This is a genomic window from Thiohalomonas denitrificans (genome assembly GCF_900102855.1).
Taxonomy (GTDB): domain Bacteria; phylum Pseudomonadota; class Gammaproteobacteria; order Thiohalomonadales; family Thiohalomonadaceae; genus Thiohalomonas; species Thiohalomonas denitrificans.
This window is the reverse complement of sequence record NZ_FMWD01000002.1, coordinates 350,074-375,797: the sequence shown is the minus strand read 5'-3', so window position 1 is coordinate 375,797 and position 25,724 is coordinate 350,074. Positions and strand designations below refer to the sequence as shown.

Annotated in this window: 26 protein-coding genes; 13 read left to right on the top strand and 13 right to left on the bottom strand. The window is 61.8% G+C overall.

The window, feature by feature from the left end; translation table 11 throughout:
* Window positions 1–5 precede the first annotated feature (5 nt).
* Window positions 6–434, top strand: coding sequence for a tetratricopeptide repeat protein (locus tag BLP65_RS04355; protein WP_092992989.1), 429 nt, complete (start codon window positions 6–8; stop codon window positions 432–434).
* Window positions 435–737: 303 nt separating this feature from the next.
* On the opposite strand, the gene BLP65_RS04350 is transcribed toward BLP65_RS04355, so the two are convergent.
* A complete protein-coding gene (locus tag BLP65_RS04350) occupies window positions 738–1,166 on the bottom strand; it encodes a MarR family winged helix-turn-helix transcriptional regulator (RefSeq protein ID WP_092992987.1) in 429 nt (142 codons plus the stop codon).
* A gap of 70 nt (window positions 1,167–1,236) precedes the next feature.
* On the opposite strand from BLP65_RS04350, the gene BLP65_RS04345 reads away from it, so the two are divergent.
* Window positions 1,237–1,797 (top strand): Yip1 family protein, encoded by a 561-nt coding sequence (locus BLP65_RS04345; protein WP_092992985.1) that lies wholly within the window; start codon window positions 1,237–1,239, stop codon window positions 1,795–1,797.
* 75 nt (window positions 1,798–1,872) lie between these two features.
* Here the strand turns inward: BLP65_RS04345 and BLP65_RS04340 are convergent, their stop codons facing one another.
* Window positions 1,873–2,433 (bottom strand): flavin reductase family protein, encoded by a 561-nt coding sequence (locus BLP65_RS04340; RefSeq protein ID WP_092992983.1) that lies wholly within the window; start codon window positions 2,431–2,433, stop codon window positions 1,873–1,875.
* 277 nt (window positions 2,434–2,710) lie between these two features.
* Between BLP65_RS04340 and BLP65_RS04330 the strand changes: the two genes are divergently transcribed.
* Window positions 2,711–3,310 carry an SPOR domain-containing protein gene (locus BLP65_RS04330; RefSeq protein ID WP_139181417.1) on the top strand — a complete coding sequence of 200 codons (600 nt, stop codon included), beginning with the start codon at window positions 2,711–2,713 and terminating at the stop codon, window positions 3,308–3,310.
* 63 nt (window positions 3,311–3,373) lie between these two features.
* Here BLP65_RS04330 and BLP65_RS04325 read toward each other — a convergent pair whose 3' ends face one another.
* A complete protein-coding gene (locus BLP65_RS04325) occupies window positions 3,374–5,350 on the bottom strand; it encodes a M48 family metallopeptidase (RefSeq protein ID WP_092992977.1) in 1,977 nt (658 codons plus the stop codon).
* A 126-nt stretch (window positions 5,351–5,476) separates the two neighbouring features.
* Window positions 5,477–5,725, bottom strand: coding sequence for a GlsB/YeaQ/YmgE family stress response membrane protein (locus BLP65_RS04320; protein WP_092992975.1), 249 nt, complete (start codon window positions 5,723–5,725; stop codon window positions 5,477–5,479).
* A 350-nt stretch (window positions 5,726–6,075) separates the two neighbouring features.
* On the opposite strand from BLP65_RS04320, the gene BLP65_RS04315 reads away from it, so the two are divergent.
* Window positions 6,076–8,856 (top strand): UPF0182 family protein, encoded by a 2,781-nt coding sequence (locus BLP65_RS04315; protein WP_092992973.1) that lies wholly within the window; start codon window positions 6,076–6,078, stop codon window positions 8,854–8,856.
* A 55-nt stretch (window positions 8,857–8,911) separates the two neighbouring features.
* Here BLP65_RS04315 and BLP65_RS04310 read toward each other — a convergent pair whose 3' ends face one another.
* The 6 genes from BLP65_RS04310 to BLP65_RS04290 all read right to left on the bottom strand — a co-directional run bounded on the left by BLP65_RS04310 (window position 8,912) and on the right by BLP65_RS04290 (window position 14,789).
* Complete coding sequence (locus BLP65_RS04310) at window positions 8,912–10,936, bottom strand: CocE/NonD family hydrolase (RefSeq protein ID WP_217631893.1); 2,025 nt, start codon at window positions 10,934–10,936, stop codon at window positions 8,912–8,914.
* A 12-nt stretch (window positions 10,937–10,948) separates the two neighbouring features.
* Complete coding sequence (locus BLP65_RS04305; RefSeq protein ID WP_092992971.1) at window positions 10,949–12,268, bottom strand: ATP-grasp domain-containing protein; 1,320 nt, start codon at window positions 12,266–12,268, stop codon at window positions 10,949–10,951.
* Between the two features lie 127 nt (window positions 12,269–12,395).
* Window positions 12,396–12,713 carry a GYD domain-containing protein gene (locus tag BLP65_RS04300; protein ID WP_092992969.1) on the bottom strand — a complete coding sequence of 106 codons (318 nt, stop codon included), beginning with the start codon at window positions 12,711–12,713 and terminating at the stop codon, window positions 12,396–12,398.
* A gap of 49 nt (window positions 12,714–12,762) precedes the next feature.
* On the bottom strand, window positions 12,763–13,020 hold the full coding sequence (locus BLP65_RS04295; protein WP_092992967.1) for a hypothetical protein: 258 nt from the start codon (window positions 13,018–13,020) through the stop codon (window positions 12,763–12,765).
* 129 nt (window positions 13,021–13,149) lie between these two features.
* Window positions 13,150–13,284, bottom strand: a complete 135-nt coding sequence (locus tag BLP65_RS17280; RefSeq protein ID WP_281180143.1) for a hypothetical protein — start codon at window positions 13,282–13,284, stop codon at window positions 13,150–13,152.
* A gap of 95 nt (window positions 13,285–13,379) precedes the next feature.
* Window positions 13,380–14,789 carry a cryptochrome/photolyase family protein gene (locus BLP65_RS04290; protein WP_092992965.1) on the bottom strand — a complete coding sequence of 470 codons (1,410 nt, stop codon included), beginning with the start codon at window positions 14,787–14,789 and terminating at the stop codon, window positions 13,380–13,382.
* 147 nt (window positions 14,790–14,936) lie between these two features.
* On the opposite strand from BLP65_RS04290, the gene BLP65_RS04285 reads away from it, so the two are divergent.
* Together BLP65_RS04285 and BLP65_RS04280 are read left to right on the top strand one after the other, a co-directional pair.
* Window positions 14,937–15,374 (top strand): RT0821/Lpp0805 family surface protein, encoded by a 438-nt coding sequence (locus BLP65_RS04285; RefSeq protein WP_092992963.1) that lies wholly within the window; start codon window positions 14,937–14,939, stop codon window positions 15,372–15,374.
* 188 nt (window positions 15,375–15,562) lie between these two features.
* Window positions 15,563–16,303, top strand: coding sequence for a hypothetical protein (locus BLP65_RS04280; protein WP_139181416.1), 741 nt, complete (start codon window positions 15,563–15,565; stop codon window positions 16,301–16,303).
* Here the strand turns inward: BLP65_RS04280 and BLP65_RS04275 are convergent.
* A complete protein-coding gene (locus tag BLP65_RS04275; RefSeq protein WP_092992959.1) occupies window positions 16,292–16,783 on the bottom strand; it encodes a Slp family lipoprotein in 492 nt (163 codons plus the stop codon). The two genes, BLP65_RS04280 and BLP65_RS04275, sit on opposite strands and share 12 nt — an antisense overlap.
* Window positions 16,784–16,785: 2 nt before the next feature.
* Window positions 16,786–17,328 carry a Slp family lipoprotein gene (locus BLP65_RS04270; RefSeq protein WP_092992957.1) on the bottom strand — a complete coding sequence of 181 codons (543 nt, stop codon included), beginning with the start codon at window positions 17,326–17,328 and terminating at the stop codon, window positions 16,786–16,788.
* 272 nt (window positions 17,329–17,600) lie between these two features.
* Here BLP65_RS04270 and BLP65_RS04265 point away from each other — a divergent pair, with 272 nt between their 5' ends.
* The 4 genes from BLP65_RS04265 to BLP65_RS04250 all read left to right on the top strand — a co-directional run bounded on the left by BLP65_RS04265 (window position 17,601) and on the right by BLP65_RS04250 (window position 21,825).
* Window positions 17,601–18,059 (top strand): (2Fe-2S)-binding protein, encoded by a 459-nt coding sequence (locus BLP65_RS04265; RefSeq protein WP_092992955.1) that lies wholly within the window; start codon window positions 17,601–17,603, stop codon window positions 18,057–18,059.
* Between the two features lies 1 nt (window position 18,060).
* Window positions 18,061–20,163: a xanthine dehydrogenase family protein molybdopterin-binding subunit gene (locus BLP65_RS04260; RefSeq protein ID WP_092992953.1), complete on the top strand. Its 2,103-nt coding sequence runs from the start codon at window positions 18,061–18,063 to the stop codon at window positions 20,161–20,163.
* A complete protein-coding gene (locus BLP65_RS04255) occupies window positions 20,160–21,170 on the top strand; it encodes an XdhC family protein (RefSeq protein WP_092992951.1) in 1,011 nt (336 codons plus the stop codon). Before BLP65_RS04260 ends, BLP65_RS04255 begins: the two co-directional genes overlap by 4 nt.
* Window positions 21,171–21,231: 61 nt before the next feature.
* Entirely contained in the window at window positions 21,232–21,825 is a 594-nt protein-coding gene (locus BLP65_RS04250) for a nucleotidyltransferase family protein (protein WP_092992949.1), read from the top strand.
* A gap of 99 nt (window positions 21,826–21,924) precedes the next feature.
* On the opposite strand, the gene tsaD is transcribed toward BLP65_RS04250, so the two are convergent.
* Window positions 21,925–22,929, bottom strand: a complete 1,005-nt coding sequence (tsaD, locus tag BLP65_RS04245) for a tRNA (adenosine(37)-N6)-threonylcarbamoyltransferase complex transferase subunit TsaD (RefSeq protein ID WP_092992947.1) — start codon at window positions 22,927–22,929, stop codon at window positions 21,925–21,927.
* A gap of 134 nt (window positions 22,930–23,063) precedes the next feature.
* Here tsaD and rpsU point away from each other — a divergent pair, with 134 nt between their 5' ends.
* From rpsU to dnaG, 3 genes are all read left to right on the top strand, one after another.
* Window positions 23,064–23,279, top strand: coding sequence for a 30S ribosomal protein S21 (rpsU, locus tag BLP65_RS04240; RefSeq protein ID WP_092992945.1), 216 nt, complete (start codon window positions 23,064–23,066; stop codon window positions 23,277–23,279).
* 22 nt (window positions 23,280–23,301) lie between these two features.
* Window positions 23,302–23,751 carry a GatB/YqeY domain-containing protein gene (locus BLP65_RS04235; protein ID WP_092992943.1) on the top strand — a complete coding sequence of 150 codons (450 nt, stop codon included), beginning with the start codon at window positions 23,302–23,304 and terminating at the stop codon, window positions 23,749–23,751.
* Between the two features lie 177 nt (window positions 23,752–23,928).
* Complete coding sequence (gene dnaG / locus BLP65_RS04230) at window positions 23,929–25,695, top strand: DNA primase (protein WP_092992941.1); 1,767 nt, start codon at window positions 23,929–23,931, stop codon at window positions 25,693–25,695.
* Window positions 25,696–25,724 lie beyond the last annotated feature (29 nt).

Genomic DNA, 25,724 nt, shown 5'->3' with positions numbered 1-25,724 from the left:
TGAAGATGATAAAACCTGTACGTCGTGCTGTCTTTTTCGGGCTGATTCTGGCTTCGCTGGTATCGGGCTGCGCGATGCAGCCTCCCACACCAGCCACCACCCCACAAAATCCGGCTGTGGCGGAATTGTTGGCCGCGGCCAGTGCCGAAACCAGTGCCGGGCGGTTCCCGCAGGCCATCGCGGTGCTGGAGCGGGCCTTGCGCATCGAACCCCGAAATCCCCTGCTGTGGCAGGAGCTGGCGCGGGTGTACCTGCAGCGTGGCGATTACCGCCAGGCCGAACAGATGGCTGCCCGTTCCAATTCCTGGGTCGGTTCCAATCGTTCCCTGCTGGCGGAGAACTGGCGCATCATCGGGGCGGCCCGGGAGCAGCGGGGTGATCCGACGGGCGCCAGGGCTGCCTTCGAGCGGGCTGCGCAGCTGGAGCACCTGTAGTGGTTTACCTGGATGTAACTGCTCGCCCGGGTGATCGCGCACGGCGCAGGAAATCCGTCATCCCCTGTCACAGCCGCGCAGGCGGGGGGGTAGGCGGGGATCCATTTTGAGCGATGCTTCTGTTCTCTGGATTCCCGCCTACGCGGGAATGACGGAGACACCTGGATTCTCCATCGCCCGACCACCCGATCCCCTCTAGGTCGCCTTCAGCCGTCATCGGAGTTCGACGGGCTAAAGCCCGACCTGCATCGCGAGGGACAGGCCGGCGCGCCTTTCAAGTGCACCAATCCGCCGGGAGCGGATTTATACCCAACCCGGCCAGTGGAGTTCCTCCTGCAGCAGTCGCAGTTCCGGCTGGTGGAGCTGTGCCACCTCCGTAACGACACGGTCGCCCTTGGGTAGCAGATGGATTTCGATCTTCCGGCCGTCCCGACGGCCGGGCCGGCGCTCCACCAGACCCGCCTGCTGACAGCGATCAATGAGGGCCACTGTGCCATGGTGTTTCGCCTGCAGGCGCTCTGCGAGTTCGCCGACGGTGGCCCACTCCCGTCCCGAAAATCCCTTTAGATGTAACAGTAACTGGTACTGCAATGGGGTGAGACCGTGTTCCCGGCAGAGATCTTCACTCTGGCGCAGGAAACAGCGCAGGCGATAACGGAAGTGGGACAATCTTTCGAAATCGTGTTTGCCGAGAGAGCCGTCGTGTACGGCTTCTCCATGCGGGTTTTCCATGATGAATCCTTGACGTTTGGCACTATCGGGTCTAAATGTATCATGGTGTGATATAGATGCGAGGTCCGCCATGAAAACGACAGCGATTCTTCAGCTTCCCTTCTCCTCCGGCAGCGCGTGGGATGAAGTGCATCGCAGCCACCCATCCATCCTGTCGCTGGTAACGTTCATCGTACTGCCTCTGGCACTGATACCGCCGGTAATGCTGTACTACGCCGGTACCGTGTACGGTGATGCCTTCCTGCCCGGTTTTGGAGAAAAATCCTGGCGGTTCATCACGACCGTTTTCTTTCTGGCTGAACTGCTGACCTTCGCGGCGATGGGTTGGATGATCCATGAAGTGGCCAACAGCCGCAATCTTCCAGTGAGTGCCACTGATGCCTATCGGCTGGCGGCGCTGGCGCCGATTCCGCTGTGGCTCTCTGCGTTTGGCCTGCTGATTCCCAGTTTTGGCGTGAATGTCGTCATATCCCTGGCTGCACTTGGGCTCTCCATCAGCATCGTCTATCACGGCTTGCAGGGTTTAGCTCAGCGGCACGAAGAGGTTGAGGCGATGTCGGTCACCCATACGATCATGGGCGCGAGCGTCATGGCGTGGGGGCTTCTGCTGGCGCTGATATGGGCCTTCTGACTGAACCGAGCCAGTCGAGAGCGTGAGGCTGTAGTGTCCAAGCGGCGGGGGCCGGCGCGCTCCCGGCCCTGCCGCTTATAGCATCTCCGGCAGGAACTGCCGTCGTCGGCTGATCATCTTGCCGGAGACCATGAACACCCCATCGCCAGTGTAATGTATTGTCTGCGGGTATTTGGGCGATACCGCCGCCTGCGCCCTGACGACTTCCCAGACAAAAAAATTGTACTTCTCAACGAGGCTGTCATCGGCGAGCCGGCATTCGAAATGGGCGTAGCACTCCCGGATCAGTGGCGCCTTCACCTTTTCGGCGCCATCGGCGGTCAGTCCGAACTGGTCGAACTTGTCGATAGCGGCGCCACTGCTGTTGCCGATACCGACTACTGCGTCGGTCAGCGCTGTTGTCGGCAGGTTAATCACGCATTCGCCGCTGCGGCGGACCAGTTCAAAGCTGTGGTTGCCGGCCGATATTACACAGCCGACCAGGGAGGGCGAGAACTCCATTACGGTATGCCAGCCCATGGTCATGATGTTGTTCTGGCCATTCCAGGATGAGGAGACCAGGACGATAGGGCCGGGTTCGAGATAGCGGCGAACTCTGTCCACCGGCAGATCCTGCTTTCGAAAATTCCTTCTCATGGATGTACTCCGAAGCGGTACCCGGTGACTGAGCGCGAAACGGAAAGACGCTTTAATTGTAAACCGCACTACATGGGCATGCCCGGGAAACGTCAGGCGGGATACAGCGTGCCGTCGCTGATCTGGCGGGCGCAAATGGTTGGCGCTGTTGCCGATTTTCCTTTATCGTTTGTTAGGATTTTTCTGAAGGAGTTGATTGGTGACCTCATACCTGAAGTTAGTAGCTTTTGCGCTTTCATTGCTCATAGCCGGCTGTGCCTCCGGGCCCACGAGGGATGTGGAGTTATCGGATAAGGGCTATCACGCCATGGTGGCCGGTGATATGGAAAAGGCCGAGACGCTTCTGACTCAGGCAGTGGCGGAAAATCCGAACAATCCTCACGCATTGCTCAATCTAGGTGCGTTGTACCACAACACCGACCGTGCCGAAGAGGCCGTTCCTCTCTACGAACGTGTGCTGGAGATTGTGGCCACATCCGATAGTGAGTCGATGACCGAGGCTCGCCGCAAGGAGCTACAGCGCCTTGACAGGATTGCACGGGAAAACCTCAGGCTGATAGAGCAGGAAAAGATTGAGGCGGAGCGTGCGCTGGAACCTGAGCCCGAACCGGTGAAAGAGATTCCGAGGGCAGAAATTCCGGTGGAATTCCCGTACTGGATCCAGATTGGTGCATTCACCTCTTTGGAGGCGGCCGAACAGGTGAGCCGCGGTTTCAGGGAACAGCAGCGTCCCCTAGGTCAACGGGAGATCCGCGTGCTACGGGTGGATGGGCTGAACAAGATCAGGATCGGGCCGTATACCAGCATGGATGAAGCCAGAAACGCCTGTCACCAGCTCCGCAGCGCTGGCGTGGACTGTTTCCCCGGCGGCAACTGAGCGTATTTTCCGGCGTTCCTGCCAGCACCGGGGACCTTCAAGGGCGGGACTCTCCGGGGCGACCTACACTTCGGGCGACTTCGTGCTCTCCATCCGGGTGGCGAGCACCGCCAGTCTTTGCAGTGCTGCGCGGCGAACGGAGAGGAGGCGCTCCACGACATCCTGGCCCAGCTCCAGCCTTTCGGCGGCGGTCAGGTTTTCATCGGGTGCGCGGCGCATGACGTGCCGATGCAGTCCGTTGCGGAGTGTATTGCCTACCGGGTAGGGGATGTTGCGTAGCGCGATGCGGATACCCTTCAGCAGCCGCAGCACATCGGCGCTGTGCTCGCTGATCCGATCATTCAATGCCGGGCGTGGTGCCTCCAGGCTTTCGGCTAGCAGGACCTCCAACAGCAACAGGTGGGTTCGTAGTTCCGAAACGGTCGGGAGCAGACGGTCGGTACGTACCAGGACTTCCAGCATGCGTCGCTCCGCCGAGTGCGGATCGGACCCGGTTTCCTGTTCCACCGCTTCGCGCAGGCGTGCGGCAACCAGGCGTTGAAAACCGGCAAGTCGATCACTGAACCATTCCAGCCGTCCCTCCAGATAGCGACAGCGCTCGTGCACCTCGTTCAGGCCCGCTGACGCGTTCAGTCCGAACAGGTTCGGGTCGATTGGAATGTTGGCCTCCAGTAGTGCTTCGGCCTGGAGTGCACCGAGAAGCTCCCGATCCGATTCGCGATAGCTCCGCATCACCTCCAGCATCTTGTCCGCATGCTTGCGGGCTGTATCCCGGGCGTTGTCGGGTGCTCGAGCCGCCGGGCCACGCAGCCCCAACGGGATTAGCGGGGCGAAGCAGCCGAAGAAGAAGTTGTCGACGGCGGTGCCTGGCCCGGCCGGATCGTCGCCGAGCCGGTCACCCGTGACCGGCAGGCGCAGCTGAATGCGATAGTGAAGCAGCGTGAGCTTTCGAGCGAGGCGATAGAAGTCCCTGAACAGTACACCGGCCGGTGTTTCGCACGCCATTGCCGCCGTTTCGTGAACATGATCCCGGGGCCGGATTTCTGTGAAAAAGCGTGCGGTCTGCAAAGTGAGATCTTCCGGTAGCCGGCCATCGCGGGTCCATGACTGACGCGCAGCGGCAGTGGCGCGAACGGCCGCCGAACGTAAGGCCGAACGTCGTGCAGGCACTCTTTCCGCCGTTAGCGCGCCGCCGGCGTACGCGGCACACTCCTGTGAGAATTCCAGACGACGCGCCAGGGCGCCCTGGCTGATGCGGGCCACCTGTCGCTGTAACCACCGGCTCTCGCAGCGGGCCCGGTGGCTCACTTCCAGAAGTCCACGCGCCAGCGGCGCCAACCGGCCGGAGCCTGCCTGTCGGGCCAGCCAGCGATCCACACTGTCGTCTCCGGCCGTCGCACGGGCCAGAAAACGATTGGCGGTGGCGACAAACGAGGCACGACGGGAGCCGGTCCGGTGGGCGTAGCGGGAGAGTTCTCCGGCGAGCAGGGCTGCCAGTTGTCCACTGCTGGATACGGTTACGGCCGACAAGCCCAGGCGAAGTACGGGCCGATTACGGAGAAACCCTGGAAAGCTGTCGAATTCCACGGAAACATCCGGACCGCAGTTGAGGGTGATGCGGGAGGGCGCAGGTGCCCCCACGATTCCGCACAGGTGTTCGACAAATGCGACCAGATCCGGCTCTCGGGCCGGATCGACCGGAACGGCCAGATTTCGACGCCTTTCGATTCTCCAGAGGCCTTTGGTCAGCAGAAAAATGCCCAGCAAGAGGCCGCATAGCAATAGTACCTGCAGGGCCAATGCGGCCGGCGGAAATGGCACCAGCGCTGCCAATGCATCACCCTCGGTGAGTAGCCAGGCAACGGCTGCGGCAAGGGCCATTACGGCCGCCGCATAGAGGATTGCGAAGGCCGTAATTCCCAGTGCGACCAGGAGGAGACCGGTGCGATGCACCAATCCCGGTCGGCGGGGAGAAGGCAGGTTGTCGGTGCTTTCTCCCCCAAAGAGCTCGTCTGTGGGTGTGACCAGGGGCGAACCCATCTTGCATACTCCCAGCGCGTGGCCTCTTTTCCGGTCAGGGGTGCTTTTGCCCCCACGGGCTCACCTACACTAACCGGAATAAAGACCTGCCACCGGGGTATGGTTCACACTCCATCGGCCAAGCGGTCAACTCCTGGCGGCGCGATAGGCCCAGAGCAGAATCACCGCCCCGAGAACGGCCAGGGCAAAGCTGCCGAGACTGAAGCTGTCAACGGTTCCGAATCCCAATGCAGAACCGATGAAGCCGCCGACCACGGCACCCAGAATGCCGATAAGGATGGTCACGAAAAACCCACCCGGGTCACGTCCGGGCATCAGCATTTTGGCGATTACGCCGGCAATCAGTCCGAAGATAATCCATCCGATAAATCCCATGAGGGCTCCCTCCTTGTGAGCGATTCTCTGCAAATCATAGTCGATGCCTTGGCGGGAGCCTGTCCGAAAATAGACTGACCTACTGCGGCCAAGCCTGATTGGCCAGATTTCCCGCTCATTTTCGTTAAATAGAACCACTCGGCTTTGGCTCCTCGAGAATAGGTTCCAGACATTCTCTACTGCCGCCATCCATGGCGGCATGCGTCGCTCTAACGACTGCGTCCATGCAGTCGTATTCGCCTCAAATGAGCGAAAAATCTGACTCAATCAGTCTTGCCCTCGTGACGGTCGCTATTCCCCGGACAGGCTCCTAGGCTGAAGGGAAACAGCTTCAGACCCAAGGGAGCGCGATGTACAACCTCTTGCTGGTCGCGTTTTTGGCGCTTGGTGGCTGGCTCGCCTACAGCGGGCTGGAGAATGGCCGGCGGGGCCGTATGGCGGCCGGCCTTTCCATCCTTGCGGCAACCGCCCTGTTCTTCGGTTTGCTCTCCTTCTGGGGCGAGATGCTCTGGTTTGAGGCGGTCGGTTACGGCCGGCGATTCTGGACCATGGTCGGCATTCGTGTGGGCATGGTGGCCCTCGGGGCGACCGTCGCCGGACTGCTGGTCTGGGGCGGCGTGCGCTGGCTTGGCCGTGGCCAGCGTCTGCTGATCTGGGCTGCCATCCTGGCGGGCCTCCTCGGAGGAGGTCTTTGGGGATTCGGCGCGTGGGACGAATCACTGCTGTGGGTGACCGGCGAGGCGACGGGTGTCCGCGAGCCGATACTGGGCCTGGATGCCGGCTTTTACCTGTTTGCCCTGCCGTTACTCGCGGAACTGCATATCCTGCTGTGGCTGGTCGCGGTCATCGTCATCGGGGCCCACGGCGTGCTCTTCTGGGAGGAAATTGAACGGGGCCGGCCGGATTGGGGACGCGCCCTGGTCCTTGCCTTCGGCCTGGCGTTCCTGCTGGCCTTTGGTCACCTTCTCGATTTGTTCCAACTGCTCTTTTCAGACTGGGGCGTGGTAAGCGGCCCGGGCTGGACGGATGAATATATTCGCCGGCCCGCCTACCTACTGATGGCCATCATTACCCCGTTGCTGGCGGCACTGCCGCTGTTTCCCGCTTTCCGGCGCCGGGTGGCGCGATTCGATCGCAGCCGCCCCCCGCCTCTGGTCGCCGGCGTCATCGCCTGGGTCGGGATCGGCGTCGTCTGGATCCTGCTCCTCGGAGTGACCCCGCGGCTCATACAGTGGCTCGTTGTGGAACCCAACGAGATCACCTTCGAGCGCCCCTATATCGCCAACAACATCGCCTTTACCCGTCGCGGCTTCGATCTGGAAAAGGTCGAGCAAAGGGCCTTTCCGGTCGGGGACCAATTTACCCGCGCGCTAGCCGAAGATAACCAGGGGGTTCTGTCCGACGTGCGTCTGTGGGATCCGCGGGCGCTGGATTCGGTATTCAGGCAGTTTCAGGAAATCCGCCTTTACTATGAATTCAAAGATGTCGATATCGATCGTTACCAACTTGGTGACGACTATCGGCAGGTGATGATTTCGGCACGGGAGCTGGAACTCGACAATCTCCCGGCGCAGAGCCAGACGTTCGTCAATCGCCGTTTCAAGTACACCCACGGCTATGGGGCGGTGATGACACCGGTGAGTGAGTTCACCCCCAGCGGCTTGCCCCGGATGCTGATTAGCGATATTCCGCCGCAGTCCTCCCACCCCGAACTCGAAATCGAAGTTCCGCAGATCTACTACGGTGAGCTGACCACCGACCCCGCTGTGGCCAACAGCGAGGAGCGGGAGTTCGACTACCCGAGCGGTGAACAGAATGTCTACATCCAGTACCCCGGAGAGGGTGGCATCGCCATGCGCAACCTGTGGCGTAAGTTCGTCTTCGGCTGGATGTTCGACGGCACGCGGCTGCTGCTGTCCACCTATCCCCGGCCCGACAGCCGGATGATGTTCCATCGCCAGATCATCGACCGGTTGAATACCCTGGCACCATTCCTCGAGTACGATGCCGACCCCTATGTGACGGTCATCGACGGGCGGCTGAAGTGGATTGTCGACGCCTACACCCGCTCCTCGTTTTACCCCTATAGCGAAGTGTTTTCCTCGCGTGAATTTATCCAGGTTCGGGACCGCGGGGGGCAACTGACGGGCTCGGTAGCCGGCTACCTGTCGGGGGCCAATTACATTCGCAACTCGATAAAGGCGGTGGTGGATGCCTATGACGGCAGCGTCGACCTGTACGTATTCGAAGAAGACGACCCGCTGATCAATGCCTGGTGGCAGGCCTTCCCGGACCTGCTAAAGCCGGAGTCGGAGATGCCGGAAGCCGTTCGTGCCCACGTGCGCTACCCGGAGGGATTTCTGCTGACCCAGGGGCTGGTCTATGCCAAATACCACATGGAAGACCCGGAGGTGTTTTACAACCAGGAGGACCTTTGGGTCAGGGCGACGGAGAAATACTACGGCAATGTCCAGCCGGTAGAACCCTATTACATCATGTGGAAACGGCCCGGTAGCGAAAGCAAGGAGTTCGTTCTTATCCTCCCGTTTACCCCAAAAAACCGTCAGGTCATGATCGGCTGGATAGCGGGCATGTCGGATGGTGAGGATTACGGACGCTTCATTGCCTACCAGTTTCCGAAGGAGACGCGGGTGCTGGGGCCGCAGCAGGTGGAGACCAAGATCGATCAGGACCCGCAACTCTCCGGACAGTTGACGCTCTGGGATCAGCGCGGCTCGCGTGTGATCCGGGGCAATGTGCTGGCGATCCCGATCGATCAGACCCTGCTTTACGTCGAGCCAATTTATCTTCAGGCCGAGACCGCTGCCTATCCGGAGCTGCGGCTGGTGGCGTTGATGCATGGCGATACGCTCAGCTATGCCGAAAGCTTCGAAGAGGCCCTGGAGGGGCTCTTCAAGGGCGGGGTACGTGAGGTGCCCGGTGTCGCGCCCGGCGGTGAACTCGCGGAGCGCGCGGCCCGGGCCGGCCAAGCGTTCGAGCGATACCTGCAGCTGCAGGGCCAGGGCCGGTTCGAAGAGGCTGCGCGACAGCTGAGCGAACTGAGGCGCCTGTTGCAGTCGATGGCGGGTGAGACGGCCGCTGGTGATGATGGCGAATCGCCCGGGAATTGAGCGGACCTGCTGCGCCTGAGCTTTTAACCGGCGGCGTCCATCGCCGCCCCACTCTTCAGACCAGGTCCCTTGGTATGTGACGGTCCCAGTTCTGCGAGTAGACCCGCTTGTTGCCTTCGTAGGCATCCAGTTCCGCGTGAATATGAAAATGGGTGGTATCCGCCGTGAGCACGGTGCGAGTCCTGGTGCGTACCGACCAGTCGCCCCGGCCAAAGAAACGTTCGGTACGGGTTTCACCCCGCGGCGACCCGAAGTCGCCGTCCCGGTAGGTATACCAGTCCCAGGTTCCGGTCCCTACCGTGAGGTCGATGGCTTCAATCCAGAACTTTCCCTCATCCTTGATGACTTCCAGGGTCGATACGTCTGCGGCGAGGTCGCGGTGGACCAGCCAGTTGTGGTGTTTGGGCTCCAGCTGACGGGTGTACGGCGGCGGCGCAACTTCGGCGGGCGGAAACTGTACGCGGCCGTCCTCTTTCCGCGGCGGGCGTACCGGCAGGCTAAGCGCGCTGGGCCCGCAGTGGATGGTCAGGCACACCGCCTGTGGTGGTGGCCAGGCCAAAGGCCAGTAGGAGGTGGAGATCGACAGCCGGATGCGGTGGCCCTTCGGGAATGCCTGGGCGATGTAGTTCAACTCCACGGTTACCGAGTACGGCGTATCGGGCTCCAGTGCCTCGGGTTCGGCATGGCCGTTGCGATGGGTAAGGTTGAGCAGTCCGTAGGTGATGCGCGTCGCCTTTCCATCCGGCGCTACATCCGACAGGCGCACGGCAACCATCGCCACCGGGCGGTTGGATTCCACTTCCAGTTCGATGGAGGGAGAGCCGAGCAACTCCACGGTTTCCTCCAGCGGTCCGGTCTCGAAAATGAGAGCGCCGCCGTCTTCCTCGCGCTGGTCATGGGGCAGGTCGGGCGCAGCGGTATAGGAGCACCATTTACCGGCGAACAGGCCGACGCTCAATGGCGACTGGATGGTTTGAATGGCATCGCCACGGCGCCGCTGTGCTTCGCTCAGGGCGAGACGGCCGGGCGCCAGGGGCAGCCGCCAGATACCGATGTTCGGGGAGGGCCAGGAGGGCTCCTCCACCCAGCGCCCGGGACGATGCTTGTACCGGGTTGAGGGCGCAATGGAGTCGAGCATGTAGGCGCGCAGCGTGGGCTCCTCCATGATTCCGGTCTCCTCGTCCTTCAGCCAGTGGTCCCACCAGCGCAGTGCTTCTTGCAGGAAACCGATGGCCGGCCCCGGCACACCCAAATGGGGGTACTTGTGCCCCCAGGGCCCCACCAGTCCCAGGCGCGGTACCTCGAGATGCTCCAGCAGCCGAAAGATTGCGTTGGTATAGCCGTCCGCCCACCCGCCGACAGCCATCACGGGGCAGCGGATAGCGGAGTAGTCCTCCGCCACCGATCCGTGTTTCCAGTAGTCGTCGCGGCGCTGGTGGCGCAGCCAGATATCGAGCCAGTGACCGCTCCCCTCGAGCCGCTCCAGCCACATTTCGCGCCATCGATCGCCCACCAGTTCCGGGTCCGGCGGGCAGGTATTGATCGAGAACATGGTGGTAGCCTCGGAGAGATTATCCGAAAGCAGGCAGCCGCCCATGTAATGCATGTTGTCGCGGTAGAGGTCGTCGGTGGAACTGGCGGTAATGATGGCCTTGAGTTCCGGCGGCCTCAGGGCGGCAATCTGGAGGCTGTTGAAGCCGCCCCAGGAAATACCCATCATCCCGACCCGACCGTTGCACCAGGGCTGCTCGGCAATCCAGCGAATCACCTCGATGCCATCCTCCATCTCCTGCTGTCGGTATTGGTCGACCAGCGCCCCGTCGGATTCTCCCGAGCCGCGCAGATCCACCCGCACGCAAGCGTAGCCGTGCCCCGCAAACCAGGCATGGGTCATGGAATCGCGGTAGCGGACCAGGTCCCGCTTGCGGTAGGGGATGTACTCGAAGATGGCGGGTACCGGCTTCTCTTCAGCCTGTTCGGGCATCCAGATACGGGCAGCCAGGCGGGCCCCGTCGGACATCGGGATCAGCGTGTGTTCGATCTCGCGTATCGTATAGGGAAAGTCGCTGACCACGCGCACGGTTATCCTCCGTCAGTACTTCACCCACTCGAACTGAATATCCTCCACCGGCATCCCGTCGGCGAATTCAAAATGCAGTTTCTGCGCTAACGTCCGATACTTGTCGACCAACTCGCGCTGAGATTGGGCGCCGAGATAGATGTTGGCAATCTCGAAGCTGTAACTGTCCTGGTTCCGAAGCTCCGACAGTGACATTCCCTCCTGCACCTGCAGAACGACCAGGCTATCTTCGACGGCCGACTGCACGGCGTCGATCTCCTCTTTGTCGGGAACGCGAGTGACCACGGTATCGTTGTATTTGCGCAGCAAGAACTTGGCAGCCGTTCGGTATTTTCCGGCATTCATACAGAACTCCGGTTCCCGGCCCAGCGCAACATCGATCACTACCTGATGGTTGGAGGCCCCCTCCACCTTGATGAACTGGTCCGAGTGAGACTGTGAAATGCGCGGGTTGATCTCGACGATCGCCAGTTCATCCGTATCCTCGTGCCAGAAGAACTCCACGCACCACGCACCGTTGTCGTAACCGATGTGGGCCATCAGGTGCCTGGAGGCTTCGATAATCCGTTGCTGGACATGCTCCGGCCAGACCGAAGGATACTCATAGCGGGTGAAACTCCAGCGGTGTGCATCCTTGACGGTATCGATGAGGCCGTGGACCTTGGGCTCACCGCGAAAGCTGTAGCCTTCCACTCCACACTGCAGTCCGGAGGCGATCGCCTCGGCGATGCAGTGATTACCATCCACTTCGGCGATCTCCGGAGGTAGTTCGGCATACTTCAGTACGTCATTGAACGCATCACCGACGCGACGGATCCCCTGGCGCGTCCGTTCGATGGCATGCCGGAAATCATTCTCGTCGTCGATGCGGAACCCCAGGTGGGACGAAAATGACTTGATCGGCTTGAGCCAGAACGGAAAGGGAAGGTCAATTTTTTCCAGCGCGTGGTCATCGAAGGGATCGACCGCGCAAAAGCGCGGTGTCAGATTCGGAAGCACCTGCTGCTGCAGCAGCCTCGACCAGTATTTGTGTTCGCACTTGAGGATCGCTTCCAGCGAGGGCGAACGCAGACCGAAACGCCCGGACAGGATCGGCAGCAGAGTGCTGGAGGGGAAGTCCCAGTGTTCGATAATGGCGTCGACGCTGCCGGGAAACCCCTTCAGCCGTGATTCCGCCTCCTGCAGCATCTGATCGAAGGGGTATCGCTCTATCGAAATGGCTTCCTCACTGGTGAGCAGACAGTGGAACGTGTAATCCTCGACGTGGCGGACCTGACGGATATGTTGCAGGTGAAAATCATCGAGTCCGATAACGAAGATGTTCTTCTCCATGCGACACCTCCCTGCCTGCCGATCGCACTGTGGCGCTTGTGAATTTCAATGCCACTGAACACCTCTGAACGGACCATTGCGGCGATCGGGAGCGACCGCCCTGAAGGGCTGCGCTCCCGTGAAGCGGCTACGCGTGGCCGCCGGGCAGGTCGCGCGTCATTTCCTTGAAGTGTCCCCAATCGGCGGCAGGCCAGATCTCGCTCTGGGCGTGGCCGAAGGTGCGTACGATGGTCGATACCTTGATAGCCGCATCATTGTCTGCTGCCCGGAACACATCCATGTAGTCGTAAGGGCCGCCAACCGCGTAGCTGGCCACCCATTCGAGTCCATCCGCGCCGAGTGATTCCTGGATGCGTTCCTTGACCTGGTGTTCGAGGTTTTCCAGGTTTTCCGGGGCATCGAGAACGCTGTGGTTGAGCCGCGTCATCATCACGTAGGTCTGCATGTGTCGTCTCCCTGTCTGCATGCCCATATGGCCAATCTTTCTCTGAAGACTAGTTCAAACGCGGGGAAATGAGCGGCTCAATCTTTTGCAGGAGCCGGTCACGGGACTCCAGAATTGCCTCGCTCTTTTCCGGCGCATTCTGGACTCGATGTGCCGCACGACGGCGGATGCGTTCGGGCAACCGACCCGGCTGGCGCCCGGCGCTTGCGAGCAGCACATCCAGATTTTCACGGGATGGCTTGTCGAGTGCGCTATCGATGACTTGATCGATGCGTCTTTCGTATCGGCGCTGCCAGGGGTGGCGCATAGTGTGTCAGCCGGTTGTTTTTTATGACTTGCGTGATCGGATCCGCGGGGGCGACTGTAGCCGGTCCATCGCCCCTCGCCACAAACGGTTCTGGTGTGTTCCCGGTTCTTTGAACAGGTCCTGTACGATCTAGTGCATGACGTTATCGTTGATCGTGCTTGTCGCGGTACTGCGGAGCACCATCAACAATGCGTCGTCCTTGGTCAGGCGCGCTTCCACTGCATCGGCCAGGTCCACCAGTTCAGCCAGTTCCTGCTCGGCCATGGCTCGCTTTCAGGTTTGGGTTCTGCTTTTCAGGCTAGCTGAATTTACGCAGAAGGGGGGGCAGGACGACCACGGAAAATCGCCGCGTTGCTTCGTCAATTCCGTGTACCCCGTTTCGGGAGTTTGCGAAACCGCAGCAAGGCCCGTTCACGGGTGGTTTTGAGGTCGACCATAGGTGGAGGGTAGTTAGTCCGGGAGCAGTCGCTTTTCCAGGGCTGATGGGCCTTTTTGCCCTCCAGCCTGCGCAGCGCGGGCAGCCAGCGCCGCACATAATCGCCCTGCGGATCAAATCGTTCTGCCTGGACTACCGGATTGAAGATGCGAAACCAGGGCGCGGCATCGGCACCACAGCCGGCGACCCACTGCCAGCCCAGGGTGTTGTTGGCAAGATCCGCATCCAGCAGTGTGTCCCAGAACCAGTGGGCTCCTTCCTGCCAGGGAACCAGGAGGTTTTTGGTCAGAAAGGACGCCGTAATCAATCGTACCCGGTTGTGCATCCAGCCGGTTTCCCAGAGTTCCCGCAGACCGGCGTCGATGATGGGAAAACCGGTTTCGGCTCGTCGCCAGGCGGTCAGTGACTTCCCATAGTCGGACGCCCATCGGAATCGTTCGAAGCGCAAGTCCAGAGGACGATTCGGCGTCTCCGGGAAGTGATACAGCAGGTGATGGGCGAACTCACGCCAACCCAGTTGACGCAGGAAGCTCTCCGCTGCGGATTCCTGGCCGCTCTCTGCTGCCCACGCTTGAACGGCCGCCACAATCTGCCGGGGCCCGATCTCGCCAAAGTGCAGGTGAGGTGACAAGCGGGATGTACCCGCCCGTGCGGGGAAATCGCGGCAGCCGGGATACACCCCGAGTCCATCTTCGATGAACTGCTGTAGTCGGCGTTCAGCGGGCCTCTCTCCGGGCTCCCAATGGGCCGAAAACTTGTCCGACCATTGGCCGGGCAACGGCAGGTCGATGACTTCGTCCGGCAGATGGGGTGGCGGCGGCAGACGGGCGGGAGCGGGTCGGACATCGAGATCGAGACCCGCCCTTTGTCGAGCTCGCCAAAAGGCGGTGAAAACCCGGTAGGGCGTTCCGTCGGGTTTGCCTGATGACTCGGGGATCGTCAGCAGACTTGCTCGTCCTGATTCCCCCCGGCAGCCAAGCAGCCGCAGTGCCGCCAGGGTATTGCGTTCCGCAACCAGTGCCTGCGGTTCGTAGCGACAGTTCCAGTAAACCCGTTCAGCGCCCAGGGTCTGCACCAGTTTGGGAAGGACCTCGCTTGGCCGCCCACGGCGAACACTCAGCCGCGTCCCACGCCGGTTCAGCTCACGATTGAGGCTCGCCAGGCTGTGTTGCAGCCACCATCGTGAGGCCGCACCTTCCGCCCATTCCGTCCCTTCTCCCGGGTCATCGATATACAGCGGCAGCAGTCGGTCGCATTCGTTAGCTGCCTTTGCCAACAGAGGGTTGTCCGCCAGACGCAGATCGCGCCGAAACCAGAAAACGCCCATGCTCATGTGCTTTCATCTCCTTCGATCGATTCCCACGAAACTCCTTTAGTGATTACACCCGAGTCGGCTATGAGCTACGAACCGACGCAAAAGGTGATCGTCAGTCGGATCGCTGACTAAACTCTCGCACAACGGTTCAGGGAGGACGTGATCATGATTCGAATTTCGATTTTCACGGTGATAGCCGCTGTCTTTCTCCTGGTCGCCTGCGCCCAGGACCCGACCAGGGAAACGATTGGCACTGGCGCCGGTGCCGTACTCGGCGGCGTTATTGGTAGTGAAGTCGGCGATGGGACTGCCGGCACCGTGGTGGGTGGTGTTCTCGGCGCGGTACTCGGCCGGGAAGTCGGTCGACGCCTGGACGCCCGGGATGAAGAGCAAGCGGTACAGGCACTGGAAAACAACGAGCCGGTCTCCTGGAGCGACCGCGAAACCGGGGAACAGTACAAGGTCAATCCGACCGATACTTTCGAGCGCGACGGTCGGATGTGCCGTCGATACACCACCACCGTCAGTATCGAGGGTGAACCGCAGACGGCTAGCGGAACGGCCTGCAAGCGGGACGACGGCACCTGGGAAGTTGTCGGTTAACCCGGCGGAGGTTTGCCACGATGCTGTCCCTGTGAACCGCTCCGGTTCAGGGATGGCATCGTCGTCAAGCTTGAATGCCGCCTGTTGATCCGGGCCGGGATGATTGCATCCGATGGATATCGCGCTAGCTTTGAAGAGGGTACGCCGCCTATCCCATTGTTCGGATGGAACAGACCGGGGAGATGTTGATGGAAAACCGGGGAAATGCACCTGCGCAAATTTTTTTCCTCCTGCTGTTGTTCGAAGTTCTGTTGGTCGCAGCCCACTGGGGTGACCGGGCGCTGGGCTGGTATCTGGGGGATCCCGTCTGGATTATCCGCCGCCTGGTCGATCTCAATGGGGAGATGAACATCCCCACCTGGTTTTCTTCCTTGCAACTGGCGGCCATCGGCGGGGTATTCGGTTACATCTGGTACCGCCACAGGCGGCTTGCCGGGAGTGAAGGCCCCGTCACCAACCTGTTCCTGTTGGCAGGCCTGGGGTTCTTGTTTCTTTCGCTCGATGAGAGCGCCGGGGTGCATGAGTCGGTGAGCATTGCCTTTGAAAAAACGACTTGGCTCCCGCGCTTCTCCGGCGATCACGGACTCTGGATCCCCATCTACGGCGTGCTCGGCATCACGGCACTGGTCATCGCCTGGAGACAGATTCGCATCATCCGGGCACTGTTTCCCCGCCTGCTTACGCTGTTTTCCGCCGGTGTGGCCATCGTATTGGCCGGTGCTGTCGGGGTCGAAATCATCACCTACGAGTTCATCGAGCCCGGCTCGATGAACTATGCCCTGGCGGTCTCGCTCGAGGAGTTTTGCGAGATGTTCGGTGCCAGCGTAATCCTCTACAGCGCCTTGCGGCTACAGGGAGCGCTGGAACGGGTGCCGTTGCCGTCTGTCGCCGACACCCGACTCGGCGTCCGCCAGCCATCAGTTTCCTAGGATCACCCCGATGCCGAAGTGTACCGAAGGTCCGGATCTGCCCCTCGCTTCCGGCTGCCACAGATGCATTTGCGATGGGTGTACAACCGGATAACGGTAGAGCGCCTGACCGACACGTCCTTCGCGGGTGTCGGTCAACACGCCCACCACCGTTATCGCCCGGCCAGGTGCGTAATCAGAGAGTTCCAGGTAGCCGGTCTGGCGTACCAAAAAACGCCCGATCGGTTGGCGCCCGGTGTCGGGTCGGTTACTGGAGTCCAGGGGATAGGCCAGGATCTCCAGCCGCGTAGCCTCATCGAGATTGGTACCGCCGACGATCTGACCGCCCCATACCACTTTCTCGCCTCTGAAGGCATTGAACTCCTGAACCGCTTCGCCAGGCGTCAGGCTCGTCTGTGCGCCGGCCGTATCGAGTTCAGGCCCCGTTGCACAGGCGAACAGCAGCAGGACCGGGATCAGCAACACGAGTTTCTTCATCATCATCACCAGTAGTACGGCCGGTATCCGAAGGGCCGGTATGGGTGGTACCACGGGTCATACCAGAACGGATCCCAGAAGGGATCGTAGTAATACGGGCGGCGGACGCTTTCGGTTTCCCGCGGCCACAAATAGGAGGCCTCGACTTCAATTACCGGGAAGCGGTAATCGTACTCCCCCACCGGCTCCACAAGGGAACCGACAATCTCCCCGGTGACCGTCAGGCGCCGCCCCTGGGCGTAGACCGCCGGATCCACGAAGCCGTCGATGCGGGCCATAAAGCGGCCGCTGCTGCGATCCTCGTATTTCGGTTTCCCTGCATCGGTCAGATCCCGTGCGACGATCTGGATCAGGGTTTCATTGGCCCGGTTCTGTACGTTGGCGATGGTGCCGCCCCAGCGTACCCGGCTGCCCTCGAAGCGCTCCGGATTGCTCCGAACTTCCGCAACCGGGGGGTTACCGGCCGGTGCGGTCTGGATGGGCTCCGGCACCTGGGTCGCGCAGGCGCCGAGTGTCAATACGGTCAAAAAGAGTAAAAGCCTTGTCATGGCAAAATCCTCCCCTCGAGACTTTTCCTAAGCGTGGCACGAATCGTGACTCGCGTGAGGGGTTTTCAGTCCCGAATTCCGCCCTTTTTTTCCTCATCGGCGAGCTTCGCAGAGGGGGTTCGGAGGTGAAATCAACAGCGCTTCGCTCAGTCCGCCCCCTGCGTGGTGAACCGGTGATGCCCCGGGCCGGCTTGAAGCACCCGGCCGCTCAACTAAGCTGTTGGAATAACTAAAATTCAAGACCGCAGCATTCCGCATGTCAGGGAGATACGATGATCACCATTACCGTGAATGGGCGCGAGCAGCAAATCGATGTCGATCCACAGACGCCGCTCCTGTGGGTACTACGCGACAACCTGGAACTTACCGGCACCAAGTACGCTTGCGGCATCGCCCAGTGTGGCGCCTGTACGGTTCACCTGGATGGCGAGCCAATCCGTTCCTGTGTCACCCCGGTCGAGTCCGTGGACGGACATTCGGTGACCACCATCGAGGGGCTCTCCGGCGATGCCTCCCACCCGGTGCAGGCGGCCTGGGTGGAGGAAGATGTCCCTCAGTGCGGCTTCTGCCAGTCGGGGCAGATCATGGCCGCAGCCGCCCTGCTGGAGGAAAATCCGACTCCCTCGGATGGGGATATTGATCGGGCGATGTCGGGCATTGTCTGTCGCTGCGGCACCTATAGCCGCATTCGTCGCGCCATCAAGCGGGCCGCTTCGGCCGGGGAGGCGTGACATGAGGATCACCCGTCGCCACTTTCTCACCGCATCGATCGCCGCTACCGGCGGGATCCTGATCGGCTGCGACCTGAACGGTACTCCTACTGTCCAGGGTGCTACCAATGGAATCGAGTTCGTGCCCAACGCGTGGGTGCGCATCGATCCCGACGGCCGGATCACCGCCATCGTCGGCAGTTCCGAAATGGGGCAGGGGGTGATGACCGCCATTCCCATGCTGCTGGCAGAGGAGCTGGAGGCCGAATGGTCGTCCATTCGTGCCGAATTCGCCCCTGCCGACAAGGCCTACACCAACCCTGTCATCGGACAACAACTCACCGGCGGCAGTGCCGCCGTGCGCGGCTTCTGGCAGCCCGTGCGCGAGGCCGGCGCGGCAGCGCGCATGATGTTGATCACCGCCGCCGCCGAGCGCTGGGGTGTGGATGAGTCCACCTGTAACGCCGAAAAGGGCGAGGTGGTGCACCCGGATAGCGGTCGTCGTGCCGGTTACGGGGAATTGGCCGAGGCCGCCGCCCGTTTGCCGGTGCCGGAATCGGTGTTCCTCAAGGAGCCGGACGAGTTCCGTATCCTCGGCACCTCCCGTGCGCGCCTCGATACGCCGCAGAAGGTCGATGGCAGCGCCATCTTCGCACAGGATTTTTACAAGCCGGGAATGCTCACCGCCAGTGTGGTGCGTTGCCCGGTGTTCGGCGGAAAGGTGGGCAAGCTGGACGCCTCCGCGGCCAGCGCAATCCCCGGCGTTAAGGAGGTGGTGAATCTCGGCGATCGGGTTGCGGTCCTGGCCGAGGGCTTCTGGCCCGCCTGGCAGGGGCGCGATGCGTTGGAGATCGTCTGGGACGAGGGGGACAACTCCGGCCTCTCCAGCAAAAGCATCAGCCGCCGTTTCCGGGAGGCGCTGGATGAGGGGGAGAGCCTGCGCAGCGAAGGCGATCCGGAGGCGGCGTTCGAACGGGCCGAGCAGGTGATCGAAGCGACCTATGAGGTTCCCTATCTGGCCCACGCCTGCATGGAGCCCATGAGCTGTGCCGCCGAGGTGCGGGAGGATGGCTGCGATGTCTGGGTGGGCACCCAGGCGCAAACCCGTACCCGGGAAACCGCCAGCCGGATAGCCGGTGGCCTCCTCTCCCGCGTCCCCGGACTACGTCAGGACAGCGTGCGGGTTCATACCCTCTTCCTGGGTGGTGGCTTCGGGCGCCGCTCGGAGCAGGACTTTGTGGCCGATGCTGTGGAGTTGTCGAAGCGGGTAGGCCGCCCGGTCAAGGTGATCTGGACCCGTGAAGATGACATCCGGCACGACTACTACCGGCCAGCCACCTACAACCGCCTCAGGGTTGCGTTGGACGGTGGCGGCCTGCCCGCGGCATGGAGCCATCACAGTGCCGGTCCCTCCCACGGTGCAGCCTCTAACATGGGAGGCGCCAGGAATCTGCCCTACAGCATTTCCAATCTGGAAATCACCTACGCCTCGGTCGATGTGGGTGTGCCGGTGGGGTATTGGCGTTCGGTGGGTAGTTCCCAGAATACCTACATCACCGAATGCTTTTTCGACGAGGCGGCCGCAGCGGCGGGGCGCGATGCCTACGAGCTGCGCCGTGAATTGCTGACGGAGCATCCTCGCCACTTGCGTGTCCTGGAAACAGCGGCGGAAAAGGCGGGCTGGGGCAAATCACTACCGAACGGCCGGGCCCAAGGCATTGCCGTGGTGGAGTCTTTCGGTTCGTTCGTGGCCCAGGTGGCCGAGGTCTCGGTGAAAGACAACAAGCCGCAAGTGCATCGGGTGGTCTGTGTGATCGACTGCGGCCAGACCGTAAACCCCAACACCATCGAGGCGCAGATGGAGAGCGGTATCCTCTACGGGCTGACCGCTGCGCTCAAGGGGGAAATCACCCTTGAGAACGGCCGCGTGCAGCAGAGCAATTTCCACGACTACGAGATGCTGCGCATCGACGAGATGCCGGAGGTGGAAGTACACATTATCGATTCCGATGAGGCCCCGGGCGGTGTCGGCGAACCGGGAACCCCGCCTATAGCCCCGGCGGTCGTCAATGCCCTGTTCGCACTCACCGGCAAGCCGATTCGCCGGCTCCCCATCCGGCTGTGAACGTCGGCGGGGACCAGGAGGTGCTGGAGCGGGCCGCCGCCTGGCTCGAAGCCGGGACGTCCGTGTGGCTGGTAACGGTTGCCGCCACCTGGGGCTCTTCGCCGCGTCCACCCGGCTCGCTTATGGCGCTGACCGAGGGCGGCCTGTCGGTCGGCTCGGTCTCCGGTGGCTGCCTGGAGGCGGACCTGACGCAACGCCTCGGCAAACCCGAGGGAACGCCGCAGCGACTGCAGTATGGCGTCAGTTCCGAAGAGGCGCATCGTTTTGGTCTGCCGTGCGGCGGGCGGGTGGAAGTCATCGCCGAGCCGCTGCAGGATGCAGCCGCCATCATTCCGGCACTTGCGGCTTGCTGCGAGCGGCGGCGTGTCTACCGTCAACTCGATCTGCGAAGCGGCGTTGTCACCTGGAGGCCCGCGGAGCGTGAATCCGTCCCGCTGAGCGTCGGTGAGGCGCGGCTCGGCAAGCTGTTCGGCCCCACCTGGCGGCTGCTGATCATCGGTGACGGTCAGTTGTCACGGCGCGTCGCCGAAATGGCGGCGGCTCTCGACTATGAGGTCATCATTTGCGACCCGCGGGTGGAGGCACCGGAAGAGTGGGACTGTGCTGCCGCCCGTCTGGAAACCCGGATGCCCGACGACACGGTCCTGGCCCTGGCCGATGATCCCCGGAGCGCTGTTGTAGCGCTGACGCATGATCCGAAGCTCGACGACATGGCGCTGATGGAGGCGCTTGGCTGCAAGGCGTTTTACGTCGGCGCACTGGGTTCGCGGCGCAACAGTGCCGGGCGCCGCGAACGGCTCGCCGAACTGGGGCTCACGACCCGGCAGCTGAATCGCTTGAGCGGACCGATCGGCCTGCCTTTGGGAGGACGGTCGCCCGCCGAGATCGCGGTGTCCATCGTCGCCGAACTGACCGCCGTGAAGTACGGGGTTTCTCTCGGCCAACGGCCGGATACGCTTCTCTCCACCCATAGTGCCGACACTCACCGCAGAGGTGTTGAGGTCTAACGGGTGGGCTGTGCCCGCCGCGGCAATGCCGCCTCCGGGGGATCGCCATGGAGTGAGTACGATGACGGAAGAACTGAAGCCGATCGGCCTTCTGCTGGCTGCAGGCGCCGGCACCCGCTTCGGTGGGCGAAAGCTGCTGGCGCCGCTTTCGGACGGTACTCCTCTGGGTATCGCCGCCGCCCGTCATCTGCGCGCTGCCGTCGCCGACTGCATCGTTGTGGTGGGTCCTGCGGAGCGAACGCTAACTCCGCTGTTCAGGGCCGAAGGTCTTCGGGTGGTGGAGTGTCCCGACGCAGCGCAGGGTATGGGCCACAGCCTGGCCTGCGGCGTTGCGGCAAGCCGCTTCGCCTCCGGCTGGATTGTCGCGCTGGCCGATATGCCCTGGATCGCACCAGACACCATCCGTACGGTGGCCGCTACACTGTCAGCCGGGGCCCCGCTGGCGGCGCCGATCCACCACGGGCGCCGCGGCCACCCGGTGGGGATCGCTGCCGAATTCCGGCAAGAGCTGCAACAGATGAGCGGCGACGCCGGCGCCCGCCACCTGCTCCGGCGCGAGTCGGCACGGCTGGTGACGATTCCCTGTGATGATCCGGGTGTGCTTCGCGATGTCGACAGCCCGGCCGATCTCCCGTCGTTATCGCGCCCCTCGTGAACCGTCCGTTCATCACGGGGTCAGGGGGAAAGACAACTGTGAAGAATGCACCCTGCATTCAGAACCCCTGTAGGAGCGGCGGAAGCCGCGAAAGGCTGCTCAGACGGGGGCGAGTTCATCCATCGGCCAGCGCGGGCGGGCAGTGAAGGAGAGCGGTTCGTGCTGGCCGGCCTGCAGCCGCAGGGCACCGGCGTAGGCGATCATGGCACCGTTATCCGTACACAGTTCCGGTCTCGGATAGTAGACGCGACCTCCCTGCTCTTCCGCCAGACGATCGAGGCGCTCTCGCAGGTGGACGTTGGCACTGACCCCGCCGGCGACCACCAGCCGCGTCAGGCCGGTCTGTTGCAGCGCACGTCGGCATTTGATGGCGAGCGTCTCCACCACGGCCAGTTGGAAGGCTGCCGCCACGTCGGCTCCGGCGTTCGGGTGCTGGTGGATGGTGTTCAGCGCAAAGGTCTTCAGCCCGGAAAAACTGAAGTCGAGCCCCGGCCGATCGGTCATCGGGCGGGGAAAGCGAAAGCGCGAAACATCGCCTCTCTCCGCCGCACGGGCCAGGGCCGGGCCGCCCGGATAACCCAGTCCGATCAGCTTGGCGGTCTTGTCGAAGGCCTCACCGGCGGCATCATCCAGGGACTGGCCCAGCATTTCGTAGCGGCCGACACCCTCGACCTGTACCAGCTGGGTGTGTCCGCCCGACACCAGCAGCGCCACGAAGGGGAATTCGGGCGGATCACTCTCCAGCATGGGGGCCAGCAGGTGCCCCTCCATATGATTGATGGCCACCGCCGGAACGCCAAGGGCAAAGGCCAGGCTACGCCCTACCGCCGCCCCGACCAGTAGCGCACCAACCAGGCCAGGCCCGGCGGTATAGGCCACACCGTCGATGCTATCGAGGGTTGCGCCGGTGTCGGCCAGAAGCTTGCGCGTCAGTGGCAGGACCTTGCGCACATGGTCGCGGGAGGCCAATTCCGGCACCACGCCGCCGTATTCGGCATGCATCGGCACCTGGCTGTGGAGGACGTGTCCGAGCAGGCCCTGTTCGGTGTCGTAAAGGGCGACGCCGGTCTCGTCGCAGGAGGTCTCGATTCCCAATATACGCATGCGGCCATTTTCGCGTTACCGGATGCTGAGGACAAGAAGTTTTGCATTCTGGCTATCGGGCCATTAAACTTCCGTGTTCACCCGACTCCGGGTAAAGTTTGTGTCAAATTCTTCTACGAGGTGAAGAAGTACATATGCCTTCCGTACGTGTAAGAGAGAACGAGCCGTTCGACGTGGCGCTGCGTCGCTTCAAGCGTAGCTGCGAAAAGGCCGGCGTCCTGTCCGAAGTGCGCCGCCGTCAGGCTTATGAAAAGCCGACCGCAATCCGTAAACGCAAGAAAGCCGCTGCCGTCAAACGCCAGCAGAAGAAGCTGTCGCGCGAACAGTCTCGCATGAAGCGCCTGTACTGATTCGTCTCGGAACCGCTAAACCATGGCCGAGAACCTGAAACAGCGTCTGCAGGACGAAATGAAGGCCGCGATGCGGTCCAAGGATAAAGAGCGCCTCACGACGGTGCGCCTTATCCTGGCCGCCATCAAGCAGCGTGAAGTCGATGAACGTATCGAGCTTGATGACGCCGAGGTCCTGGCCGTACTGGACAAGATGGTCAAGCAGCGTAACGATTCCATCACTCAGTACCGGGATGCCGGACGCAACGAGCTGGCTGCCAAAGAAGAGGCGGAGCTCTCGGTCATTCAGGAATTCATGCCGGCGCCGCTGTCGGAGGCGGAGCTCGATGCCCTGATCGATCAGGCCATCGCCGACACCGGTGCCGCGTCCATGAAGGACATGGGCAAGGTGATGGGCGTCCTGAAACCAAAAGTGCAGGGGCGCGCCGACATGGGCGCACTCAGCGCCAAGGTCAAGGCCAAGCTTTCCTAGGGAGCCTGTCCGAGAACAATGGTTTTTGCAGGTTGGGGTGAGTTATGCGAACCCCAACGCTGATCTTGTTGGGCTTCGTTCCTCAGCGCCAACCTGCATTTTGGAGGCCATTGCTATTGTCGGACAGGCTCCCAGCCCTTCAGGCGGCTGAAAGCGGCCGTCAAACTTGAGGGGCATGTGGCCGGCAAGATTCCGCAGACGTTTATCGATGACTTAATCAGTCGCGTCGACATCATCGACGTGATCGATAGTCGAGTGCCCCTTAAAAAGGCCGGCCGTGATTATAAGGCCTGCTGTCCCTTCCACCAGGAAAAAACTCCCTCTTTCACAGTCAGTCCGAACAAGCAGTTCTATTACTGTTTTGGTTGCGGTGCTCACGGTACCGCTATCGGCTTTTTGATGGAGTTTGAGCACCTGTCGTTCGTGGAGGCCATCGAGGACTTGGCCTCGGCGAATGGGCTTACGGTTCCGCGTGAAGGGGGCCAGAAGGGGGCCCGGTCGGTTGCAGACAACCATACGGGAGAGCTCTATGGGCTGCTCGAACAGGCCGATCGCTTCTACCGGAAACAGCTTCGGGTTCACCCCGAGGCGGTGCGGGCGGTCGAATACCTGAAGGGACGGGGACTCTCCGGCGAGATTGCCGCGGAATTCGGTATCGGCTTCGCACCGCCGGGCTGGCACAACCTGGGCAAGGCATTGAACAGTGCCCGACCGGCTGATCTGGTAGCGGCCGGTCTCTCCATCGAAAACGATGAAGGTCGCCGTTACGATCGCTTTCGGGAACGAGTGATGTTTCCCATTCACGATCGCCGGGGACGGGTAATCGGCTTCGGAGGACGGGTTTTGGGTGACGGCACACCCAAATATCTCAATTCGCCGGAAACCCCTGTCTTCCATAAGGGTCGGGAGTTATACGGCCTGTGGGAGGCGCGGCAGGCACTCAGGCAGCTGCCGCGACTGCTGGTCGTCGAAGGATATATGGATGTGGTGTCGCTGGCCCAGTTCGGGGTCCGCTATGCCGTTGCCACGCTCGGCACGTCGGTGACGCCCGACCACCTGCAGTTGATGTTCCGCGCCACTTCGGAGGTGGTGTTTTGTTTTGATGGTGATCGCGCGGGGCGGGATGCGGCCTGGCGGGGCCTGGAACACGTGTTGCCGCTGATCGGTGAAGGTCGCCAGGTGAAATTCATGTTCCTCCCCGATGGTGAGGACCCGGACACGCTGATTCGGGAAATCGGCCGGGAAGGATTCGAAAGTCGGGTGGAGCGGGCCCAGCCGCTGGCCGATTTCGTGGTGGATCAGCTGAGTAGCCGGGCCGATCTGAGTCAAATCGACGGCCCCGCCCGACTGGTGGAACTTGCAAGGCCGCTGTTGTCAAAAGTGCCTGTAGGAGGCTACCGCAAGGCGCTGGCGGAAAATCTCGCATCACGGGCGAGAATGGGTGTGGCCGAGGTGAGCGAACTGCTGGGATTCGGGATTCCCGGGGGTCGATCTGTGCCCGGCCCGCGCAGACGACCTGCGAAAATGGGTGACGACCGTGCCCCCTCGCCGGTGCGTCATGCGATTTCCCTGCTGCTTCAGCAGCCCGGACTCGGTGCTCATGCGGGGAGTTCCACCCGTTTTGCCGGAATACCGCTTCCCGGGGCCGCTTTGTTGGGTGAAATGCTTGAACTGGTACAGATCAGGCCGCACCTATCAACTGGCGCCCTGATCGAACATTGGCGGGAGCGGCCCGAGGGACCGCATCTGGCGAAGCTTGCAGCGCGTGAACTGCCTCTCGACGATGCAGAGGCGCTGCAGCGAGAATTCGAGGAAACGTTAGAGAGAATCGAGCAGTATCGGCTCGAGTTTCGCCGTGACGAATTGACTCGAAAGCCGTTTCGGGAGTTGACCGGAGCGGAGAAAATAGAGTTGCAACAATTGCTTAGAAGCAAAACGCCGTGAAGGACTTTAAGACTCGCAGCTAACGGACG

What these genes read in the sequence shown, in the direction of transcription:
- BLP65_RS04280 (WP_139181416.1), top strand. Translation starts at nt 15,563, where the DNA reads ATGGAAAACCGGGGAAATGCACCTGCGCAAATTTTTTTCCTCCTGCTG.
- BLP65_RS04290 (WP_092992965.1), bottom strand. Translation starts at nt 14,789, where the DNA reads ATGAGCATGGGCGTTTTCTGGTTTCGGCGCGATCTGCGTCTGGCGGAC.
- BLP65_RS04270 (WP_092992957.1), bottom strand. Translation starts at nt 17,328, where the DNA reads ATGACAAGGCTTTTACTCTTTTTGACCGTATTGACACTCGGCGCCTGC.
- BLP65_RS04345 (WP_092992985.1), top strand. Translation starts at nt 1,237, where the DNA reads ATGAAAACGACAGCGATTCTTCAGCTTCCCTTCTCCTCCGGCAGCGCG.
- BLP65_RS04260 (WP_092992953.1), top strand. Translation starts at nt 18,061, where the DNA reads ATGAGGATCACCCGTCGCCACTTTCTCACCGCATCGATCGCCGCTACC.
- BLP65_RS04355 (WP_092992989.1), top strand. Translation starts at nt 6, where the DNA reads ATGATAAAACCTGTACGTCGTGCTGTCTTTTTCGGGCTGATTCTGGCT.
- BLP65_RS04340 (WP_092992983.1), bottom strand. Translation starts at nt 2,433, where the DNA reads ATGAGAAGGAATTTTCGAAAGCAGGATCTGCCGGTGGACAGAGTTCGC.
- BLP65_RS04295 (WP_092992967.1), bottom strand. Translation starts at nt 13,020, where the DNA reads ATGCGCCACCCCTGGCAGCGCCGATACGAAAGACGCATCGATCAAGTC.
- BLP65_RS04265 (WP_092992955.1), top strand. Translation starts at nt 17,601, where the DNA reads ATGATCACCATTACCGTGAATGGGCGCGAGCAGCAAATCGATGTCGAT.
- tsaD (WP_092992947.1), bottom strand. Translation starts at nt 22,929, where the DNA reads ATGCGTATATTGGGAATCGAGACCTCCTGCGACGAGACCGGCGTCGCC.
- BLP65_RS04250 (WP_092992949.1), top strand. Translation starts at nt 21,232, where the DNA reads ATGACGGAAGAACTGAAGCCGATCGGCCTTCTGCTGGCTGCAGGCGCC.
- BLP65_RS04300 (WP_092992969.1), bottom strand. Translation starts at nt 12,713, where the DNA reads ATGCAGACCTACGTGATGATGACGCGGCTCAACCACAGCGTTCTCGAT.
- BLP65_RS04275 (WP_092992959.1), bottom strand. Translation starts at nt 16,783, where the DNA reads ATGATGAAGAAACTCGTGTTGCTGATCCCGGTCCTGCTGCTGTTCGCC.
- BLP65_RS04315 (WP_092992973.1), top strand. Translation starts at nt 6,076, where the DNA reads ATGTACAACCTCTTGCTGGTCGCGTTTTTGGCGCTTGGTGGCTGGCTC.
- BLP65_RS04235 (WP_092992943.1), top strand. Translation starts at nt 23,302, where the DNA reads ATGGCCGAGAACCTGAAACAGCGTCTGCAGGACGAAATGAAGGCCGCG.
- BLP65_RS04305 (WP_092992971.1), bottom strand. Translation starts at nt 12,268, where the DNA reads ATGGAGAAGAACATCTTCGTTATCGGACTCGATGATTTTCACCTGCAA.
- BLP65_RS04350 (WP_092992987.1), bottom strand. Translation starts at nt 1,166, where the DNA reads ATGGAAAACCCGCATGGAGAAGCCGTACACGACGGCTCTCTCGGCAAA.
- BLP65_RS04285 (WP_092992963.1), top strand. Translation starts at nt 14,937, where the DNA reads ATGATTCGAATTTCGATTTTCACGGTGATAGCCGCTGTCTTTCTCCTG.
- BLP65_RS04320 (WP_092992975.1), bottom strand. Translation starts at nt 5,725, where the DNA reads ATGGGATTTATCGGATGGATTATCTTCGGACTGATTGCCGGCGTAATC.
- BLP65_RS04325 (WP_092992977.1), bottom strand. Translation starts at nt 5,350, where the DNA reads ATGGGTTCGCCCCTGGTCACACCCACAGACGAGCTCTTTGGGGGAGAA.
- BLP65_RS17280 (WP_281180143.1), bottom strand. Translation starts at nt 13,284, where the DNA reads ATGGCCGAGCAGGAACTGGCTGAACTGGTGGACCTGGCCGATGCAGTG.
- rpsU (WP_092992945.1), top strand. Translation starts at nt 23,064, where the DNA reads ATGCCTTCCGTACGTGTAAGAGAGAACGAGCCGTTCGACGTGGCGCTG.